We start from the raw sequence: 17,693 nt of genomic DNA on the forward strand, positions 1-17,693 counted from the left end.
CGCGTACGCCCGCGACGCTATTGGTCTGGACCATCAAGGGTCAAGGGTGGGCCACCCGCTGCTCCTGAACGGGAACTTGTCCAAATCCCGGGGGCAATTCCGTCGCCGACCTTGACATGGCATCCAGATGTCCTAGTTTCAGCCGGACCATTACCGCCACATCTCAGCCGGGGGGCTCATGTGACATTCCGGTTCTCGCGTACGTCGTTCCGTCTCACCCGCCTCAGACCTCGCGTGCTCGTTCTGCTCGCGACGGCCACGACGACCGCCGCGCTGCTGCCGCTGGCGCCGAGCGACGCCGCGGTCGGCGGCCGACGCCCCACTCCCCCGGTGGTCGACCTCAACGCCGCTCCGATGTCTCCCCACCACGGAGTGACACCGGCCGACGCCATGCGCCCCACCGCGCCCGTCCTGGACGGGTCCGGCTGGAGTGTCACCGCGAGCGGCACCTCCCTCACCATCGACATGCACAGGACGGACGTTGTCTCCGCGCTCGTCTACCAACCGCGCAAGGACGTCGGCGGCAGCCGTGTCACCGAGTACGCCATCCGCCTCAGTACGGACGGGCGGCAATGGACCAAACCTGTCGCCACCGGAACCCTGGCTGACGACTTCACCGCCAAGACCCTCAACTTCGCGGCTCAGGGCACCCGTTACCTACGGCTCTCGGCCACCACGGCGGCTGGTGGCCGCAACGGCTGGGCCGCCGGAACGGAGCGAACAGCCCCCAGCTCCCCGCCCGAGCCCCTCGCCTCCCGAGCCACTGTCCGGCTCCTGGGCGACCCCGGCCTCCGGGCGCCGTCCACCGCCTTCCTACCGGTCGACGGCTGGACAGCCTCCGCGACCGACGAGGAGACAGCCGAGGGAAACGACCGCGCCGCCAACGTCCTGGACGGGGATCCCACCACTCTCTGGCACAGCAGATGGTCGCCGAAGACCGTCAGGCTCCCGCACGCGCTCGTCATCGACATGCACCGCACGACCACCGTCTCCGCGCTCACCTATCAGCCGCGCCAGACCGGCGTGAACGGCCGCATCGGCACGTACACCGTCTCCACCAGCCTCGATGGCACCTCGTTCGACGCGCCGGTGGCGAGCGGCCACTGGAGGGACGACGCGACCACGAAGACCGCCACGTTCACCCGCGCCGTCTCCGCGCGCTATGTACGGCTCGTCGCCCTCAGTGAGGCAGGGCAGCGGGGACCCTGGAGCTCCGCCGCCGAGATCCGGCTCAGCGGCCCGGGCGACCCCTCCGTGGCGGGCTCCTGGGGCCCGGTCACCGGATTCCCCCTGGTGCCGGTCGCGACCGCCGTCCTGCCCGGCAACAAGCTGCTGGCGTGGTCGGCCTACGCCGTCGACCGGTACGGCGGCAGCAACGGCTACACCCAGACCGCCGTCATGGACCTCACCACCGGCCGCGTGACCCAGCGCCGTGTCGACAACACCGGCCACGACATGTTCTGCCCCGGCATCGCCATGCTCGCCGACGGGCGGGTGCTGGTCACGGGCGGCAGCAACGCCTCCCGCGCCAGCATCTACGACCCCCGTACGGACACCTGGTCCTCGACGGCCGATATGAACATCGCCCGTGGCTACCAGGCGATGACGCTGCTCTCCAACGGTGACGCCTTCGTCCTCGGCGGGTCCTGGAGCGGCGGAGACGGCCCCAGGGACGGCGAAGTGTGGTCGGCTGCCACCCACACCTGGCGCAGACTCCCGGGAGTGCCGACCGAGAGCGCGATGACCTCCGACCCCAAAGGCGCCTACCGGGCCGACAACCACATGTGGCTGCACGCCGCCTCCCAAGGCCGCGTCCTCCAGCTCGGCCCCAGCAAGCAGATGAACTGGATCACCACCGACGGCACCGGCAGCATCACCCCGGCCGGCACCCGGGCCGACAGCCCGGACGCGATGAACGGCAACGCCGTCTCGTACGACATCGGCAAGCTGCTCACCCTGGGCGGCGCGCCCGCCTACCAGGACACCCCCGCCACCCGCCGCGCCTACACGGTCGACCTCAACGGAGGCGGCCGGCCCACGGCCACCCGCACCGGCGACATGGCCGCCGCCAGGGCGTTCAGCAACAGCGTGGTGCTGCCGGACGGAAAGGTCGCGGTCTTCGGCGGCCAGGAGACCCCAGTGCCGTTCAGCGACGCCAAGTCGGTCATGACCCCGGAGATCTGGGATCCGGGCACCGGTCGCTTCACACCACTCGCCACCATGGCGGTGCCCCGCAACTACCACAGCACCGTGAACCTGCTGCCCGACGGACGGATCTTCTCGGGCGGAGGCGGACTCTGCGGCGACTGCGCGACCAACCACCTGGACGGCGCGATCTTCACCCCGCCCTACCTGCTGAATCCGGACGGCAGCGAGAGACCCCGGCCCGTGATCACCAGCACCCCACCGAGCCATGTGGCGCTCGGCTCGACGCTGCCGGTCTCCACGGGCTCGCCCGTCAGCGCGTTCGCCCTGGTCCGCTCCGGGGCCGCGACCCACTCCACCGACAACGACCAGCGCCGGGTTCCGCTGACGTACCGGCAGGTCGGCGAAGGCTCCTACGAACTCTCCGTCCCGAGCGACCCCGGAGTCGCGCTCCCCGGCACGTATCTTCTGTTCGCCCTCAATACAGACGGCGTACCGAGTGTCGCCAAGGTGATCAGTGTGGGCTGACCCATTCGTCACCCTTCGGGTGTGGGGGGAAGCACACATGCGTCCCCCGATGAACGAGTCGTCCGGGACTCCCGTCTTCCCTGCCGGGCTCCGCAGGCCCCTGCGAGCTGTCGACGTACCCGGCGGGGAAACAGGAGCTGAACACACGTGCCGGCCATCAGCCAGCGGATGCACCTCGTGCTGCTCACCGCATGGACCGTTCTCTGGTTCGCCGTGGTGGAGCCGAACGGCGGTTTCTCCTGGCACTACCTGCGCACCGGCGGAGAGCTGATCTACCAGGGGCCGTCCGGTGACGGCGGGCTCAACCTGTACGCCCACCACCCCGAGCTCCAGATGGGGCCGGTCAGCTTTCTGATCGCCGGGCTGTTCAACCCGTTCCCCGACTCGACCGGACAGTTCCTCGCCGCGGCGCTGATGTCGGTGCTCGGCCTGGTGATCGTGGTGCTGGTCGGCCGCAGCGCCGCCTGGCACTTCCTGGGCACGGGCACCAACCACCAGAGACTGCGCCGGCGCGTCCTCATCGCCGGACTGGCCTTCATCCCGATGTGGATCGAGGTCTCGGTCCGGTTCGGCCACCTCGACGATGTGCTGACGCTGTTCTTCACCACCCTCGCCGTGCGGGCGGTCACCCGTGGCAACGCGGCCGGAACAGGCATCTGGCTCGCCCTGGCCATGGACTCCAAACCGACCGCGCTGGGCTTCGCCATGCTGCTCTTCGCGCTGCCCAGACAGTCGTGGCTGCGGGCCGGGCTGTGGTGCGCGGGCCTCGTCGCCGTGGCCTGGCTGCCGTTCTTCATCGGCAACGCGGACAGTTTCGCCGCCACCGGATTCGCGATACCCAACCAACCCGCGTCCGCGCTGCGCTGGCTGGGCGTCGGCGATGCCGAGACCCCCGGCTGGGACCGCCCCGCCCAAGCCGCGCTGAGCCTGATGCTCGGCGCCATCGCGGTCTGGCGCAAACGCTGGACAGCCGTCGTGCTGCTGGGTGCCAACGCCCGCATCGTCCTGGACCCCAGCGTCTACACGTACTACACCGCGTCCGTCCTGCTCGGCACACTTCTCTGGGATGTGATCGGGCAGCGCCGACTGGTGCCGTGGTGGAGTTGGCTCGCACTGATCGCCCTGTACGGCAGCGTCTTCGTCGTCCCGGACGACTCGACACGAGGCCTGATCCGTCTCGCGTTCGTCGTGATCTCCACGACGTACGTACTGGCGTGGCCGCAGCGGGACCGTACCCGCAGGCGCGGACGCGGGCGCCGAGGGCGGCCTCCGGCCACCGCACAGCATTCGGTGCAGAGCTGACCCGACCGCAGCCCTGATCCCTTTCAGAAACCCTGTCTGTGTCATCGCTGCCACCGAGGTCAGGGCGTGGTGGTCGCCGATCGGGCGGCGGCCCTGGGCCGCCGCAGACGTGCCAGGCCGCGCCTCAGCCGTCCCCGGCCGGCCCTCGGCTGCACCCGCTCGACTCCGACCGGCCCAAGTGGCCTCCCCGTGGGTTCGCTCTGCTTGCCTTCCACCTGTCCGGGAGGAGAAGTCGGTGCGGGGACGTGGACCGGACGCGCGGCGCCCACCGCAGCGAACGCGGGGCGTTCCTTCTCCGGCCGCGGCGCCGGACGGGTGGAGCGGGCGATGCTCAGGTGCTGGGCGAGATCCATGCGGTACCACAGGACCTCGTCCAGGTCCTGGGCCAGTTGCAGCCGCTCGATGACCTCCCGAGCGGCGGGCGAATCCGGGCCGACCCGGATCGCCTCGGGCCGAAGCCGGCTGAGATAGGCCCGCTCGTACGGGTCTGTGACCACTTCTGACAGATGCGCGGGGTCCAGGGCGGCGGCGATGCCTGCGGCACGCTCCCAGGGATCCTCGGTCTGCCGCAGCAGCATGGCGGCGCGGCGACCACGCCAGTTACGCGGCCGCCGGTCCTCTCCCGCTCCCAGCCGCACCAGCGTCTCCTTGGGCAGCTGTCGATCGGTGAGCAACTCGGGATACCGAAGGGCCAGGTCGGTCACCTCCTCGGCTAGGTAGAGCCACACGACGGCCCGGTAGCGGTTGAGATAGCACTTGACCGGCGTGAAGTGGCCGCCGCGGGCGAGCCGCGTGAAGCGGTGTGCGGGAACATCGAGCAGTTGCGACGCCTCGGCCGTGCCCACCACGCGGACTCGTTCACGCAGGGCTTCCGGAAAGCCCTCGGCCGAGCGGATCCGCTCGATCTCCTCCTGCGGGACCCGTGGGCGCGCGCTCAGGTCTTCCCGCGTGGTGCGGACATGGCCGAGCTGGACAGCCAGCTCGAATTCGCCCCGCTTCAGATCCAGTTGCTGGGCCGCTCGGCCCAAGGCGACTGTCCTTCCGCTCACTTCGGTCGTGGTCGTGGTGGTCATGAGGTCCTCCCCCGCGAGTTGCGAATACTCTCGGTGACGACCGTAGCTCTGCGTGCGGACATCCCGCTGGGCCTGTGGATAACTCTCGCCAGCGGGACCGTCTGCGCCGCAGAACCGCTGCTCAGCGGCCAGAAACCGGGGGCCCGGGGCGACGGGCCGCGACGCCGAGGTGCTCACCGACCCGATTGACCAGCAGCGTCATCTCGTACGCGATCTGGCCGATGTCCGCCTCGGCGGTGCCCAGCACGCACAGACAACTCCCGTCGCCCGCCGCCGTGACGAAGAGAACCGCTTCGTCGAACTCGACCATCGTCTGTCGCACCCGGCCGGCCTGGAAGTGGCGGCCGGACCCCTTGGCCAAGCTGTGCAGGCCCGAGGACACCGCGGCGAGATGTTCCGCGTCCTCTCGGGGCAGATCGGCGCTGGCACCGGTGACCAGACCGTCGTTCGACAGGACGATGGCGTGCCGCACGTGCTCGACCCGCTTGGTCAGGTCGTCGAGCAGCCAGTCGAGTTCCTTGTTCAGCGCCATTACAGCCTCACCCCACTCATGTGTTCCCCGTTCCCCCCAGGTCTGCGGCAAGCCTTACCCATGGTTCGCGTGGGGGCAAGGAGGGGTTCCCCGCGGTAACGGCACCGCTCAGCCGACCGAGTCGAGCAGCCGGGCGGTGTGAACGCGCCCGGCGTACTCGACGAGGCGGACCAGGACCTCCTTTCCGGAGTCGCGGTCGCGGGCATCGCACAGCACGACGGGTGTGCCCTGGTCGAGGTCGAGGGCTTGGGAGACCTCGTGGGCGCCGTAGGCGCGCGAGCCCGCGAAGCAGTTGACGGCGACGACGAACGGAATGCGGCGGTGCTCGAAGTAGTCGACGGCGGGGAAGCAGTCCTCCAGGCGACGGGTGTCGGCCAGGACGACCGCACCGAGCGTGCCCTGCGACAGCTCGTCCCACAGGAACCAGAAGCGGTCCTGCCCAGGGGTGCCGAACAGGTACAGCGACAGACCCGACCGGATGGTGATGCGGCCGAAGTCCATGGCCACCGTGGTGGTCGTCTTGTGGTCGACGCCGTCGGTGTCGTCGACGCTCTCGCCCGCCTCACTGAGCAGTTCTTCGGTGCGCAGGGGCCGGATCTCGCTCACGGCGCCGACGAGGGTGGTCTTGCCGACCCCGAATCCGCCCGCGACCAGTATTTTCAGCGCGAGTGCGGGAGTGGGGTCAGAGTGCTCGGAGGCCATCGATCACTTCTCTCAGGATCTTCTCGTCGGGCAACTGCGCCGGCGGTACGGGCCGGTGCACGCTGATGTGACCGGCTTCGAGGAGGTCGCCGATGAGGACCCGGACGACCCCGACGGGCAGGTCGGAGTCGGCGGCCAGCTCGGCGACCGACTGGGTTTCCGTCCGGCACAGGGCGAGCAGGGACCGGTGTTCGGGCCCCAGCAACGATTCCTCAGCGGCGCCCGGGGCGTCGGCGGCCATCGAGACCAGGGCGATGAAGTCGAGTCGGATGCCACCGGCGGCCGGTTCGGTGCGGCCGCCCGTCATGGCGTAGGGGCGGACGAGTGGGCCGGCGTCGGCGTCGTACCAGCGGCCTCCCGCCGGCTTGGGGGCGGCCTCCTCGTGCTCGGTCATGGGTGGTGCGTCCCTCGTCGTCCGGTCAACCGGCGGCCGACGGCCGCGCGGTGTGTCGGGGCGGGGTGTGCAGGTGCTCGCCGACACGCCTGACGAGGCGGGCCATCTCGTAGGCGATGAGCCCGATGTCCGAGGTGAGGGTGCTCAGTACCGCGAGGCAGGAGCCGTCCCCGGCGGCGGCGACGAAGAGGAAACCTTCGTCCATCTCGACCATCGTCTGTCGCACACCGCCGGTGTGGAAGTGACGCCCGGCTCCCTTGGCGAGGCTGTGGAACCCCGAGGCGACGGCCGCGAGATGCTCGGCGTCCTCGCGGCTGAGGCCGTTGGACGCGCCGACGGCCAGTCCGTCGTTGGACAGTACGACGGCGTGCCGGACTTCTCGGACCCGCAGGACCAGGTCGTCGAGCAGCCAGTCGACCTCCCCGGCGCGGAGCGGGGAGTCGAGCCTCTGGTGGTCGATCATGCGTGGTCTCCTTCGCTCGTGTGATCGTCGCCGGCGCCTTCGGCGGCAAGAGTGCCGGTGGTGGTGCGATCGGTGTCACGGCCGCCCGCAGGGGCGGTTTCTTCGGCGGCGCCGGTACGGGATTCGCCTCTGTGGGAGGCGCCGCCGCGGGCCCAGCCGCCCATGTACGCGGTCATGCGGTCCCTGACCAGCTCCGGAGTGCGGGTGTCGGCGGCTTCGTCGGCCGGGAGCTCCTCGGTGGGGGCTTCGCGCAGTTGGGGGGCCAGGCTCGCCTGGCGTACGCGGCGCGGGAGTCCGTCCCCATGAGCGCTGTCGGGAGCCACCGTCAGGGCCCGCTGACGCAGTGTGGCGACACCGGGCGGTGGCGTGGGGTCCGTCGCGGGCGCGGTCATCGCGCGCGTGGAGGGAGTGTCGGGCGGGGCGACGATGGCGGAGCGTACCACGTTCGGCTCCATGGAGGGAGTCGTGGGAGAGGTCGTGGAGACGGCTGTCGCGGGGCGTTCGGGGAGATCATTGTCTGCCCGTTCGGGCCGATAGCCCGGCGCCGGAGTCAGCGGTCCGAGGCGTTCCTGCCGCGCGGCCCCGGGCACCCGGTCGTCGTGCTCGGCGCCCGACTCGGCAAGGGCTGACCTGGCAAGGGGCACACGCTCTGCGTCGGTGCCGGACCGCGCCATTTGGCGCACGACGGCGGTGACGGAGCTGTCCAGCAACCCCGTGGGCAGAAGGATGACGGCAGTGGTGCCGCCGTACGGTGAGGTGCGCAGCTGGACCTTGATGCCATGCCGTGCGGCGAGCCGGCTGACGACGAACAGGCCGAGGCGGTCGGTGTCGAAGAGGTGGACGGCTTCGGAGTGCTCGATCCGGTGGTTGGCCTCGTCCAGGCTCTCTCGGCCCATACCCAGGCCGCGGTCTTCGATCTCCAGCGCGTAGCCGTTTCCGACAGGCTCGCCGCTGACGCGCACCTTGGTATGCGGTGGTGAGAACTGCGCGGCGTTCTCGACGAGTTCCGCCAGAAGGTGGGTGAGGTCGGCGACGGCTCCTCCGGTGACGGCCGCCTCGGGAAGGGGTCGCACCTCTACGCGCGCGTAGTCCTCGACTTCGGACACCGCCGCTCGTACGACGCTGGTGAGCGGCACGGGCACGCTCCAGGCACGCCCTGGGGCGGCTCCGGAAAGGATGATCAGGCTTTCCGCGTGACGTCGCATCCGGGTGGTGAGGTGGTCGAGGCGGAACAGGTCGCCCAGTTCCCCGGGGTCTTCGGCGCGGCGTTCCATGCTGTCGAGCAGGTTGAGCTGCCGGTGGACGAGGACCTGACTGCGGCGGGCGAGGTTGACGAAGACACCAGAGATGCCGCTGGCGAGTTCGGCGCGTTCCACCGCGGCGGCCAGCGCGGCCCGGTGAACGGTGCCGAGCGCCTCACCGACCTGCCCGATCTCGTCCTCGGACGCCGGACCCCGGGGCGCTTCGGCTTCGACGTCCAGGTCTTCGCCCGCCCTCAACCGACCCATGGCGGCCGGGAGTTTGCGCCGGGCGATCTCCAGAGCCGTGTTGCGAAGGCTGACCAGTTCGACGACGAGACCGCGACCGATGCGGACGGAGATGACCAAGGAGGCGGCCACAGCCACCAACCCGAAGAGCACGGCCACCCCGGCCGGGGTGAACAGGCCCCGGGCGAACGGATCGGCGCGGCCCACGACGTCGCGCGCGGCGCCGGACTCGATCCCGCGCATGCCCTTCTGCACCGTGGTGAACGCGTCGTCCCAGGAGGACGCCGGTACGGGCTGGGCCGCGTCGCGTCCGGGCGTGGCGGTCAGCACCTTGTCCTCGGCGGCGCGCAGCGCGGTGTACGCGGGCTGACCGCTCAGGGTGCGCCAGGCAGCGCGTTCCGCGCCGCTCAGGTCAGCCGTGGCAGCGTCGGTGAGGGTACGGCGCGAGTCGACGGCACCGGCGAATGCGGTGTGGTGGGCGTAGGTGAACGTGTGGGCGAGCTGGGCCGAACCGAGCAGGGCATCCTCACGGGCGAGCATCTCCGCCGCACGGCTGAACTCGTTGACCACGCGCGCGTCGGAGCCGAGTGAGCCGTCCTTCATACCGGTGAGCGCGCCGGTCACATCGAAGGCGAGAGCGATGGTGTCGGTGTACTGCTGGTAGACGGCGTCCCAGCTCTCCTTCCGGCCAACGGCCTTCGCGCGCAGGTCCGACAGCTGCTGGGCGTGGGCCACGAACCGACGCAACCGGCCAGCCGCGTCGCCCGGAAGGTCGCCGCCGTCGGCGACGGTGTTCTTGTCCCCCAGGCGGAGCTGATCGAGCGCGCCGTCGGTTCTCTTCGCCTGTTGGGTGAGTGCGGCCGCTCGGTCGTCGGCCGGGGCGGCCATGTACCGTGCCGCCGCGCGCCGTTCCGCCTGGAGCTCGGAGACCACTGCGGCCACCGGCGTACGCACCTGCTCGTCGACACGGCGCAGCTGGCGCAGCGCCGAGACGTCCTGCGCGGTCGTGACGGTGGCGAACCCCCAGAGGGCGAGGAGCGACACGACCGGAACCATCAGCAGCGACACGATCTTGGCCCGGACGGTCGTGGGACGCAGCCGCCCGCGCATCGCTGACTCCGCCGGCTCCCCCGATTCCCCTCTCTCCGCGCGGGCGCTGGCCGGGCCCGCCCCCGCCCTCCCCGCGCCCGCGTACGATTCGCGCAGCAGTTCGCCTGACCTCGACGAGGAGCCCCACCCGTGGACATACCGCCGCCGCCCGCGCCCGAGCCGCCTTCGCAGCCGGGTCAGGGCCACGGCCCCGGCTGGCCGCCGCCCTATCCCGGACCGCAGCAGCCCTGGTACCCGTATCCGCAGCCGTTCCAGGAGCCGGCCAAAACCAGCGGTCTGGCCATCGCCTCGCTGGTCACCGGCATCGTCTGCTGTGTGCCGCCGCTCGGCCTGGTCCTGGGCGCCGTCGCCCTGGGGCGGATCAGGAAGAGGGGCCAGCGCGGCAAGGGCATGGCCATCACCGGTGTGGTGCTCTCCTCGATCAGTACGGTCCTGGCCGTCGTCCTCGTCGTGAGCGGTGCGCTGAGCGCGTTCTGGGACGGGTTCCGCGACGGCATCGACGATGCCAGGGGCACCCGCAGCACCATGGACCTGCGCAAGGGCGACTGCTTCGACGTCCCGGGCGGCGAGCTGGAGCGCGAGGTCGTGAACGTGAGGATCCTGTCGTGCGACAAGCCGCACGACGGCGAGGTCTCCGGCTCCTTCAAGCTGGAGGGCTCCTCCTTCCCCGGCGACAAGGCGATCACCGCGCTGGCCGACCGCAAGTGCTGGGCCGTCGAGCAGGAGTACGCGATGGACGGCTGGGCGCTGCCGGTCGAGGCCGAGTCGTACTACTACACGCCGAGCAGCCGCAGCTGGCGGCTCGGCGACCACTCGGTCACCTGCTCCTTCGCCACCACGAGTGGCAAGCTCAGGGGCTCGGTGCGCAATGACGCCCGCCGTCTCGACGCCGACCAGATGACCTATCTGCGCGCCTCCAACGCCTATGACCGGGCGCTGGCCGCCGGCCCCGACCGGGACAGGGTCGAGGACGATCTGCCCGCCTTCAAGAAGTGGGCGGGGCAGGTCTCCCAGGTGCTGGCGCAGGAGAGCGTCCGGCTGCGCGGGCGCGACTGGCCCGCCGCCGCGGAGGCGAAGGTACGCGCCCGCGCCGATGAGGCCGAGCTGGCGGGCAAGGAGTGGGCGAAGGCGGCCGGGGCCGCCGACGCCGAGGCCTTCTACCTCCACTCGGGCGCGGCCGACCGCGCCCTGCGCCGGTCCACGGAGGTTGAGGCCCGGCGCTCCCTGCGGCTGGCCACCACCCCGCCCAGCACCGACTCCGGCGACAGCGCCGGCGGTACGGGCGGCGCCGACGGCGGTACGGACGGCGGCGGGACCGAGGACGGGCCGGGCTCCGGAACCGGAACCGGAGGCGACGGTTCCAAGGAGGTCTGAGAGGGGTATCCGTACCCGCGGTACCCCCTGGGCACGGGCAGGTCATCACTTCGGGTGAATATCTGGCCATGGCTTGCAGCGCACAACCCACGGTTGCCACGCTGTTGCAGTCTGTCAACCTGATGGGAGTGGCCAGTGACTTTCGGTGAGCAGCCGGCTTATCTGCGTGTAGCCAGCGATCTCCGGCAGAAGATCGTCAGTGGTTCACTGCCACCGCATACCCGCCTCCCCTCACAGGCCCGTATCCGTGAGGAGTACGGCGTCTCCGACACGGTCGCCCTGGAGGCCCGCAAGGTCCTGATGGCCGAGGGCCTGGTCGAGGGCCGCTCCGGGTCGGGTACGTATGTGAGGGAGCGCCCCGTCCCGCGCCGGGTGGCCCGTTCCGGCTTCCGTCCGGCCAAGGGGGCCAGCCCGTTCCGGCAGGAGCAGGCCGAGGAGGGCACCCGGGGCACCTGGGAGTCGCGCAGCGAGCAGGAGGACGCCTCCGCCGAGATCGCCGAGCGGCTCGGCATCCCCCCCGGCGACCGCGTGATGCGCACCCGGTACGTGTACCGGGACGCCGGCGAGCAGATGATGCTCTCCACCTCCTGGGAGCCCCTCGCGGTGACCGGGCGCACCCCCGTGATGCTGCCCGAGGAGGGGCCGCTCGGGGGGTGCGGCGTCGTCGAGCGGATGGCTGCGATCGACGTGGTCGTGGACAACGTGGTGGAAGAGGTCGGCGCCCGCCCGGGGCTGGCGGAGGAGCTCATGACGCTCGGCGGCGTCCCGGGCCATGTGGTGCTGGTCATCGAGCGGACGTACTACGCGTCGGGCCGCGCGGTGGAGACGGCCGACGTCGTCGTCCCCGCCGACCGGTACCGGATCGCGTACCACCTGCCGGTGAAGTAGCCGCCTACCACCTGCCGGTGAAGTGGCGGTGTCGGCGAAGGGCTGACGCAGGGTCAACTTCCGTAACGGGGGCGCACTCGAAGGGGTGCGCCCCCGTGGTGTTGCCCTCGTGTGGCCGGATCCGTATCTCTTTGTGTAAACGCGGATCCGCTGAGTGAAGGTCAGGCGTAGGCTCGGGCATATGCGGAATGCGGTTTCCTGGGGATCTTCACCGACCTGCACGCCGACAGCGGGAGGGGCGCGATGAACGACGGTGGCGTGGTGCTTTCCTGGCAGGTCATACGGCAGGACGACAACGGCAACCGCTACCGCGTCGGAAGGTACGCCACCAGGGCCGAGGCCCAGAAGATCATCGACAGCCTCGACGAGCTGGGACCTCACCGCCTCTACTGGGTCGAGCGGATCGCCCAGCCGGCGCAGTAGCGGGGTGCCCGGCGGGTGCGAACGGGGAGGCGGGGCCGGGCGACGGCCCGCCGGACCGGACCCCGCCGGGCGCGGGTTACGCTCCGGCGCATGGACGTTCGTGTGGTGGTGGCCGGAGCCGTGTTCGACCGGGGCAGGCTGCTCGCCGCGCGCCGCAGCGCCCCGCCCGAGCTGGCCGGGCGCTGGGAACTGCCCGGCGGCAAGGTGGAGCCGGGCGAGCGCCCCGAGGACGCCCTGGTGCGCGAGCTGCGCGAGGAACTGGGCGTGGAGGCCGAGCCGCTGGAGCGGATCCCCGGGGAGTGGCCGCTGAAGCCCGGGCTTGTACTGCGGGTGTGGACCGCCCGGCTGGTCTCCGGCGAGCCCCGGCCCCTGGAGGACCACGACGCGCTGCGCTGGCTCGGCCCCGACGAGACGGACGAGGTCGACTGGCTGCCCCAGGACCGGCCGGCGGTGGCGGAAGCCGCGCGCATGCTCGCGGCGCGCGTCCGGGCCGCGCACTAGGGCCTGTCGTCACCTTCCCGCCGTCGCCCGAAGGGCGCACCGGGGCGCTGAACGCCCCTCCCTTCCCGTACGCCCCTACGCCGTTCGTGCCACCATGCGCCCCATCAGGGGATAGCTGACCCCAAATATCGGGTATGTGGCTATTAATCCTTTAAACCCCCCGAAGAGTCGGATGCGGGTGAGCGGCGTGATCGACACCTCCGGCGGCTGCGCCGAGTGGACCTTCCCGGCGGAGGCCAACGCCGTGCGCACCGCGCGCCACGCCGTCCGGGACACGCTGCGCGGCTGGAAGCTGGACCCGGCCGTCAGTGATGTGGCGGTGCTGCTGGTCAGTGAGCTCGTGACCAATTCCCTGCGGTACGCGTCGGGCCCCATCGGCGTCCGGATGGCCCGGTTCGACCCCGGTGCCCTGCTGGTGGAGGTCTCCGACCCGCTGCCGGAGGAGCCCGTCGAGCGGGACGCCGGACCGGACGACGAAGGGGGCCGGGGCCTTCAGTTGGTGGCTTGTTCTGCACGTCGCTGGGGGACCCGGCGCGGCAGGACGGGCAAGACCGTGTGGTTCGAGCTGGCCCTGCCGGGTTAGAAGGAGGGAGGGACGAACGATCACGACCCGTTCGGACGGCGAAGTCGGAAGACGGCCGGAAAAGAACGAGACCGGGATGTGATCGTGAACGCCGTGTCGGTGGGGGCCGTAGTACTGAATACTGCGGTCAAGGCCGGTCCGGTGCGGTGAGCTGGAGGGGACGGTCGCGTGAGCGAGATACCTGAGACGGCTGGCGGCGTGGTGTGGCAGAGCAGCCCGCCTGGCTCGATCTATGACTACATCAGGGTCGCCTCGTTCTCGATCGGGCCCGACGGGCTGGTCGAGCAGTGGAGCCTGCGGGCCGAGGAGCAGTTCGGGCTGTCCGCCCGCGAGGTCGTGGGAATCGACCCGGTCGACGCCTTCATGCCTCCTGAGCTGCGCTCCCAAGGTCACCGACGGATCGCCGAGATCCTGGACGGGCGCGAGTGGACCGGCCTGGTCCCCTTCCGTACGCCGGAACGCGAGGGGCGGCACGGGCTCGCCGAGCTGTATGTGATGCCGAGTGAGACGGCGGCCGGGGAGCGCGGCGCGCTCTGTATCGTCGTCGACGTCCGGGCGCTGCGCGGCATAGAGACGGACCTCGCGGCCTCGCAGGCCATTTTCGGCCAATCTCCCTTCGGCTTCCTGCTGTTCGGCACGGACCTCACCGTCCTGCGTGCCAACAGGCGGTTCGCCACCGTCTTCGGCGGCGAACCCGACCAGCACCGCGGCCGCACCGTCCACGACTATCTGAGCCGCACCGAGGCCGACCGGATGGCCGCCGCCCTGCGGCGCGTGCTCGACACCGGCGAGGCGGTCACCGACCTCCAACTCGTCGGCACCGCACCCGGCGACCCGGCCCGCCGCCACTGGTCGATCAACCTCTACCGGGTGCACAGCGGCACCGGACGGCCCATCGGCGTCGCCAGCCTCGGCATCGACGTGACCCGCCGCCACAACGCCGCCCGCGAGGCCGCCGACGCCCGCCGCAACCTCGCCCTGCTCAACGAGGCGGGCAACCGCATCGGGAACTCCCTCGACCTGGAGACCACCGCCCGCGAACTCCTCGACGTCGCCGTACCCGGCTTCTGCGACCTGGCCTCCGTCGACCTCTACCAGGCGCTGCTCGCCGGCGACGACGCCATCCAGAACCGCGCCGACGGCAGCGCCGAGCTGCGCCGGGTCGCCTTCGCCAGCGCCGTCTCGGACGCGCCGCCCACCCTCGCCGGCGGCACCGCCCCGACCGCGTCCGTCTCCGTGGGGGACGTCCATCGGTACTCCTTCCACTCGCCCTGTGCCGGCGCCCTGCGCACCGGCCGGCTGCACGCCGTACCGGGCGACGAGGGGAGCCTGGTGCACACCACGCTCGCCGTCCCGATGGTCGCCCACGACACCGTCGTGGGCCTGGTCCAGTTCTCCCGTGCCAAGGGCAGCGAGCCCTTCGGCGAACGCGACCGCGCCCTCGCCACCGAACTCGCCTCCCGCGCGGCCGTCTGCATCGACAACGCCCGCCTCTACCGGAGGGAGCACGAGCGCGCGCTGATACTGCAGCGCTCCCTGCTCCCGCCCGGCGACCCCGAGGCCGCCGGGCTCGACATCGCCTGCCGCTATCTGCCGGGCAACGCCGCCACCGAGGTGGGCGGCGACTGGTTCGACGTCATCGAACTCCCCGGCCACCGCACCGCCCTGGTCGTCGGCGACGTGATGGGCCGCGGTCTGCGGGCCGCCGTCGCCATGGGCGAACTGCGCACCGCCGTACGGACCCTGGCCATGCTCGACCTGGAGCCCGCCGAGGTGCTCTCGCACCTGGACGAGATCGCCCGGGGGCTGGGCGACCCCGGCGGCCCCGACCGCGCGGCGGGCGGCAACCGGCGGGGTCGCCCCGGCTCCCGCACCGCCCACAAGTCCCGCGAGGCCGACCTCTCCGAGGTCTATCTGGCGACCTGTGTGTACGCCGTGTACGACCCGGTGACACGGCGCTGCTCCATCGCCAACGCGGGCCATCTGCCGCCCGTCCTGGTCGAGCCCGGCGAGCCCGCGCTGTTCCTGGACATGCCGCCCGGGCTGCCGCTGGGCGTGGGCGGGGAGCCGTTCGAGGAGATCGAGGTCGACCTCCCCGAGGGCGCCCTGCTCGCGCTCTACACCGACGGTCTCGTGGAGTCCCGCGACCACCCCCTGGACGAGGGGCTGCGGGCCTTCCGCAAGGCCATCAGCGACCCGGTCGCGGGCCTGGAGGACGTCTGCGACCAGGTCCTCAACACCCTCGACACGCGCCACGGCGAGGACGACATCGCCCTGCTCATGGCCCGGATCCAGGGCCTGCCCGCGGACGCCGTCGGCGACTGGCTGCTGCCGCGCTCGCCGCGCTCGGTCGGCCGCGCCCGTGAGCTGGCCCGCACCCAGCTGCTCGCCTGGGACCTCGACGACCTCGTCGACACCACCGAGCTGCTGGTCAGCGAACTCGTCACCAACGCCCTTCGGTACGGCGAGGGCGAGGTGCGGCTCCGGCTGCTGCGGGACCGCACGCTCGTCTGCGAGGTGTGGGACGCGGGTCTGGTCCAGCCGAGACGGCGGCGCGCCAGGGACACGGACGAGGGCGGCCGGGGGCTCCAGCTCGTCGGCCTGCTGAGCGCGGCGTGGGGCTCGCGGCGCACCCCGCGCGGCAAGACGGTCTGGTTCGAACTCGCCCTCCCGGACGGCGAGTCGAGCCCTGCCGTCGAGCTGACGGAGGAGCAGCTGCTCAGCATGTTCTGACCCGGGGCCGCACCGGCCCGCCGCCGTGCCGCCCCTACGTCGTCGCCTTCAGGGCCGCCAGCCGTGCCTCCACCTCGGCCGTCTCGCCCGGGGCGTCCAGCTGCTCGAACTGGGCGTCCAGGACGGAGGCGGCGAGCGTCTGTCCGCCCCGCGCCCGTATCTCCTCGCGTCGCAGCTTGTCCTCGAAGCGGCGTATCTCGCTGGTCGGGTCGAGCAGGTCGACGCTCTCCAGCCCGTCCGGCGGCCGGTCCTCCGGTGCCGACGGGGCCGCGCCCGCCAACTCGCCCTGCTCCGCCCGCAGTACGTCCAGCTGGGACTTCATCCGGGCCAGGCCGGACTTGAGCCTGTCCACCACCTCCGTCTGCGCGGTGATCGTCGGCTCCGCCGCCCGCGCCTCGCTCTCCGACTGCACCTGTCTGCCCAGCGCGACCTTGGCCAGATGGTCGAACCGGTCGGCCTGGTCCGCCGATCCGCCCGCGCGCAGCCCGTCGGCCTTCCTGCTGGCCGCGACCGCCTGGTCGCCCCACTCCTTGGCGGCGGCCAGGTCCTCGTGCCGGTCGTGCTCCATCAGCCGCAGTTCGTCCATGGTCGAGGCGACGGCCCGCTCCGCCTCCGCGATATTGCCCGTGTACTCCCGTATCAGCTGGTCCAGCATCTTCTGCGGGTCCTCGGCCTGGTCGAGGAGCGCGTTGACGTTGGCCTTCGCCAGCCGGCCGACCCGGCCCAGTACCGACTGCCTGTCGCTCATGGCTCTTCTCCTTGCGCCGGAAGGTCCCCTGGTCCCGAAAGCTCTCCTCGCCCCGGAAGGTCTTCTGCTCCTGATACACCGCCCGGCCCGTTCGGGTTCCCGATCTCGCCGGAGGTTTGTGGATCGTGCTCGTAGGCGTGTACGTCCGCGTCCGCGAGGGCGAGCGCCTGCCGCGCCAGAGTGTCGGCCCGGCGCACCTCGACGAGGGCGCCCGGTGCGTCCGGTCCGGCCGTCTCCTCGGACTGGGCGAGGTGGCGGCGGGCCTCCGCGAGGCGGGTGCGGGCCGGGCTGCCGACGGCGTCCCGGTGTTCGGTGATGCGGTCGTCCGCCGCCGCGACGGCTGCGCGGGCCGTCAGGGTGGTCCGCTCCAGGAGCGTGCGGGTGCGCTGCGCGCTGTCCTCGTGCTCCTGTGCGCCCATGTCGGCCAGGGCCTCGTCCAGCGACGCCTCCGCCTCGCCGAGTCGGCGCAGCGCGTCGAGCGGGTCGTACGGGCCGGCCGCCCGCGCCCGGCCTACGCCGAGGAGCACCGTCTCGGCCGCGGCCACCCGGCTGTGCAGGTCGACGGGGGCGGGAGCAGGGGTATCCGCAGCCCGGCGGGAACGGGGTGCCGCCGCGCCCACCCGTGCCGCCCCAGCGGCACGATTGCCCGCGGCGGCGGGGGGGGGGCAAGGGGGGACGGTCCCGCCGGACTCTCCCCTTGGGGGAGG

16 protein-coding genes are annotated in these 17,693 nt (G+C 71.7%); 8 read left to right on the plus strand and 8 right to left on the minus strand.

The annotated features are described in order from the left end of the window. Positions 1-234: 234 nt before the first annotated feature. Together A8W25_RS20985 and A8W25_RS20990 are read left to right on the plus strand one after the other, a co-directional pair. The gene (locus A8W25_RS20985) at positions 235-2,673 is read left to right on the plus strand and encodes a discoidin domain-containing protein (protein ID WP_234386515.1); all 2,439 of its coding nucleotides are present in this window, start codon (positions 235-237) and stop codon (positions 2,671-2,673) included. Positions 2,674-2,841: 168 nt separating this feature from the next. Next, a complete protein-coding gene (locus tag A8W25_RS20990; protein ID WP_067164310.1) occupies positions 2,842-3,975 on the plus strand; it encodes a hypothetical protein in 1,134 nt (377 codons plus the stop codon). Positions 3,976-4,034: 59 nt separating this feature from the next. On the opposite strand, the gene A8W25_RS20995 is transcribed toward A8W25_RS20990, so the two are convergent. The 6 genes from A8W25_RS20995 to A8W25_RS21020 form a co-directional block, all read right to left on the minus strand. Beyond that, positions 4,035-5,048 (minus strand): DUF6397 family protein, encoded by a 1,014-nt coding sequence (locus A8W25_RS20995; protein ID WP_079126300.1) that lies wholly within the window; start codon positions 5,046-5,048, stop codon positions 4,035-4,037. 121 nt (positions 5,049-5,169) lie between these two features. After that, positions 5,170-5,580, minus strand: a complete 411-nt coding sequence (locus A8W25_RS21000) for a roadblock/LC7 domain-containing protein (protein ID WP_067163605.1) — start codon at positions 5,578-5,580, stop codon at positions 5,170-5,172. A 108-nt stretch (positions 5,581-5,688) separates the two neighbouring features. Continuing rightward, complete coding sequence (locus A8W25_RS21005; RefSeq protein ID WP_067163607.1) at positions 5,689-6,282, minus strand: GTP-binding protein; 594 nt, start codon at positions 6,280-6,282, stop codon at positions 5,689-5,691. Next, the gene (locus tag A8W25_RS21010) at positions 6,263-6,676 is read right to left on the minus strand and encodes a DUF742 domain-containing protein (protein ID WP_067163608.1); all 414 of its coding nucleotides are present in this window, start codon (positions 6,674-6,676) and stop codon (positions 6,263-6,265) included. Before A8W25_RS21010 ends, A8W25_RS21005 begins: the two co-directional genes overlap by 20 nt. Before the next feature lie 25 nt (positions 6,677-6,701). Then, positions 6,702-7,139 (minus strand): roadblock/LC7 domain-containing protein, encoded by a 438-nt coding sequence (locus tag A8W25_RS21015; protein WP_067163610.1) that lies wholly within the window; start codon positions 7,137-7,139, stop codon positions 6,702-6,704. Next, on the minus strand, positions 7,136-9,736 hold the full coding sequence (locus tag A8W25_RS21020) for an ATP-binding protein (RefSeq protein ID WP_067163611.1): 2,601 nt from the start codon (positions 9,734-9,736) through the stop codon (positions 7,136-7,138). Before A8W25_RS21020 ends, A8W25_RS21015 begins: the two co-directional genes overlap by 4 nt. A 129-nt stretch (positions 9,737-9,865) precedes the next feature. Between A8W25_RS21020 and A8W25_RS33575 the strand changes: the two genes are divergently transcribed. The 6 genes from A8W25_RS33575 (at position 9,866) to A8W25_RS21050 (ending at position 16,238) form a co-directional block, all read left to right on the plus strand. Next, positions 9,866-11,110, plus strand: a complete 1,245-nt coding sequence (locus A8W25_RS33575) for a DUF4190 domain-containing protein (RefSeq protein ID WP_067163613.1) — start codon at positions 9,866-9,868, stop codon at positions 11,108-11,110. Between the two features lie 135 nt (positions 11,111-11,245). Further along, positions 11,246-11,998 carry a GntR family transcriptional regulator gene (locus A8W25_RS21030; RefSeq protein WP_067163615.1) on the plus strand — a complete coding sequence of 251 codons (753 nt, stop codon included), beginning with the start codon at positions 11,246-11,248 and terminating at the stop codon, positions 11,996-11,998. Positions 11,999-12,241: 243 nt separating this feature from the next. Then, complete coding sequence (locus A8W25_RS21035; RefSeq protein WP_067163617.1) at positions 12,242-12,421, plus strand: SPOR domain-containing protein; 180 nt, start codon at positions 12,242-12,244, stop codon at positions 12,419-12,421. 90 nt (positions 12,422-12,511) lie between these two features. Beyond that, positions 12,512-12,922, plus strand: coding sequence for a (deoxy)nucleoside triphosphate pyrophosphohydrolase (locus A8W25_RS21040; protein WP_067163618.1), 411 nt, complete (start codon positions 12,512-12,514; stop codon positions 12,920-12,922). 178 nt (positions 12,923-13,100) lie between these two features. Further along, positions 13,101-13,505, plus strand: a complete 405-nt coding sequence (locus tag A8W25_RS21045; protein WP_107470766.1) for an ATP-binding protein — start codon at positions 13,101-13,103, stop codon at positions 13,503-13,505. Positions 13,506-13,673: 168 nt separating this feature from the next. After that, the gene (locus A8W25_RS21050) at positions 13,674-16,238 is read left to right on the plus strand and encodes a SpoIIE family protein phosphatase (RefSeq protein ID WP_067163622.1); all 2,565 of its coding nucleotides are present in this window, start codon (positions 13,674-13,676) and stop codon (positions 16,236-16,238) included. 34 nt (positions 16,239-16,272) lie between these two features. Here A8W25_RS21050 and A8W25_RS21055 read toward each other — a convergent pair whose 3' ends face one another. Together A8W25_RS21055 and A8W25_RS21060 are read right to left on the minus strand one after the other, a co-directional pair. Then, on the minus strand, positions 16,273-16,986 hold the full coding sequence (locus tag A8W25_RS21055; RefSeq protein WP_067163623.1) for a PspA/IM30 family protein: 714 nt from the start codon (positions 16,984-16,986) through the stop codon (positions 16,273-16,275). Next, on the minus strand, positions 16,983-17,531 hold the full coding sequence (locus tag A8W25_RS21060) for a hypothetical protein (protein ID WP_067163625.1): 549 nt from the start codon (positions 17,529-17,531) through the stop codon (positions 16,983-16,985). Before A8W25_RS21060 ends, A8W25_RS21055 begins: the two co-directional genes overlap by 4 nt. Positions 17,532-17,693: the final 162 nt, after the last annotated feature.

This window comes from Streptomyces sp. ERV7, assembly GCF_001653515.1.
Classification (GTDB): domain Bacteria; phylum Actinomycetota; class Actinomycetes; order Streptomycetales; family Streptomycetaceae; genus Streptomyces.

What these genes read in the sequence shown, in the direction of transcription:
- A8W25_RS21035 (WP_067163617.1), top strand. Translation starts at nt 12,242, where the DNA reads ATGAACGACGGTGGCGTGGTGCTTTCCTGGCAGGTCATACGGCAGGAC.
- A8W25_RS21020 (WP_067163611.1), bottom strand. Translation starts at nt 9,736, where the DNA reads ATGCGCGGGCGGCTGCGTCCCACGACCGTCCGGGCCAAGATCGTGTCG.
- A8W25_RS20990 (WP_067164310.1), top strand. Translation starts at nt 2,842, where the DNA reads ATGCACCTCGTGCTGCTCACCGCATGGACCGTTCTCTGGTTCGCCGTG.
- A8W25_RS21005 (WP_067163607.1), bottom strand. Translation starts at nt 6,282, where the DNA reads ATGGCCTCCGAGCACTCTGACCCCACTCCCGCACTCGCGCTGAAAATA.
- A8W25_RS20995 (WP_079126300.1), bottom strand. Translation starts at nt 5,048, where the DNA reads ATGACCACCACGACCACGACCGAAGTGAGCGGAAGGACAGTCGCCTTG.
- A8W25_RS21010 (WP_067163608.1), bottom strand. Translation starts at nt 6,676, where the DNA reads ATGACCGAGCACGAGGAGGCCGCCCCCAAGCCGGCGGGAGGCCGCTGG.
- A8W25_RS21015 (WP_067163610.1), bottom strand. Translation starts at nt 7,139, where the DNA reads ATGATCGACCACCAGAGGCTCGACTCCCCGCTCCGCGCCGGGGAGGTC.
- A8W25_RS21040 (WP_067163618.1), top strand. Translation starts at nt 12,512, where the DNA reads ATGGACGTTCGTGTGGTGGTGGCCGGAGCCGTGTTCGACCGGGGCAGG.
- A8W25_RS21000 (WP_067163605.1), bottom strand. Translation starts at nt 5,580, where the DNA reads ATGGCGCTGAACAAGGAACTCGACTGGCTGCTCGACGACCTGACCAAG.
- A8W25_RS21055 (WP_067163623.1), bottom strand. Translation starts at nt 16,986, where the DNA reads ATGAGCGACAGGCAGTCGGTACTGGGCCGGGTCGGCCGGCTGGCGAAG.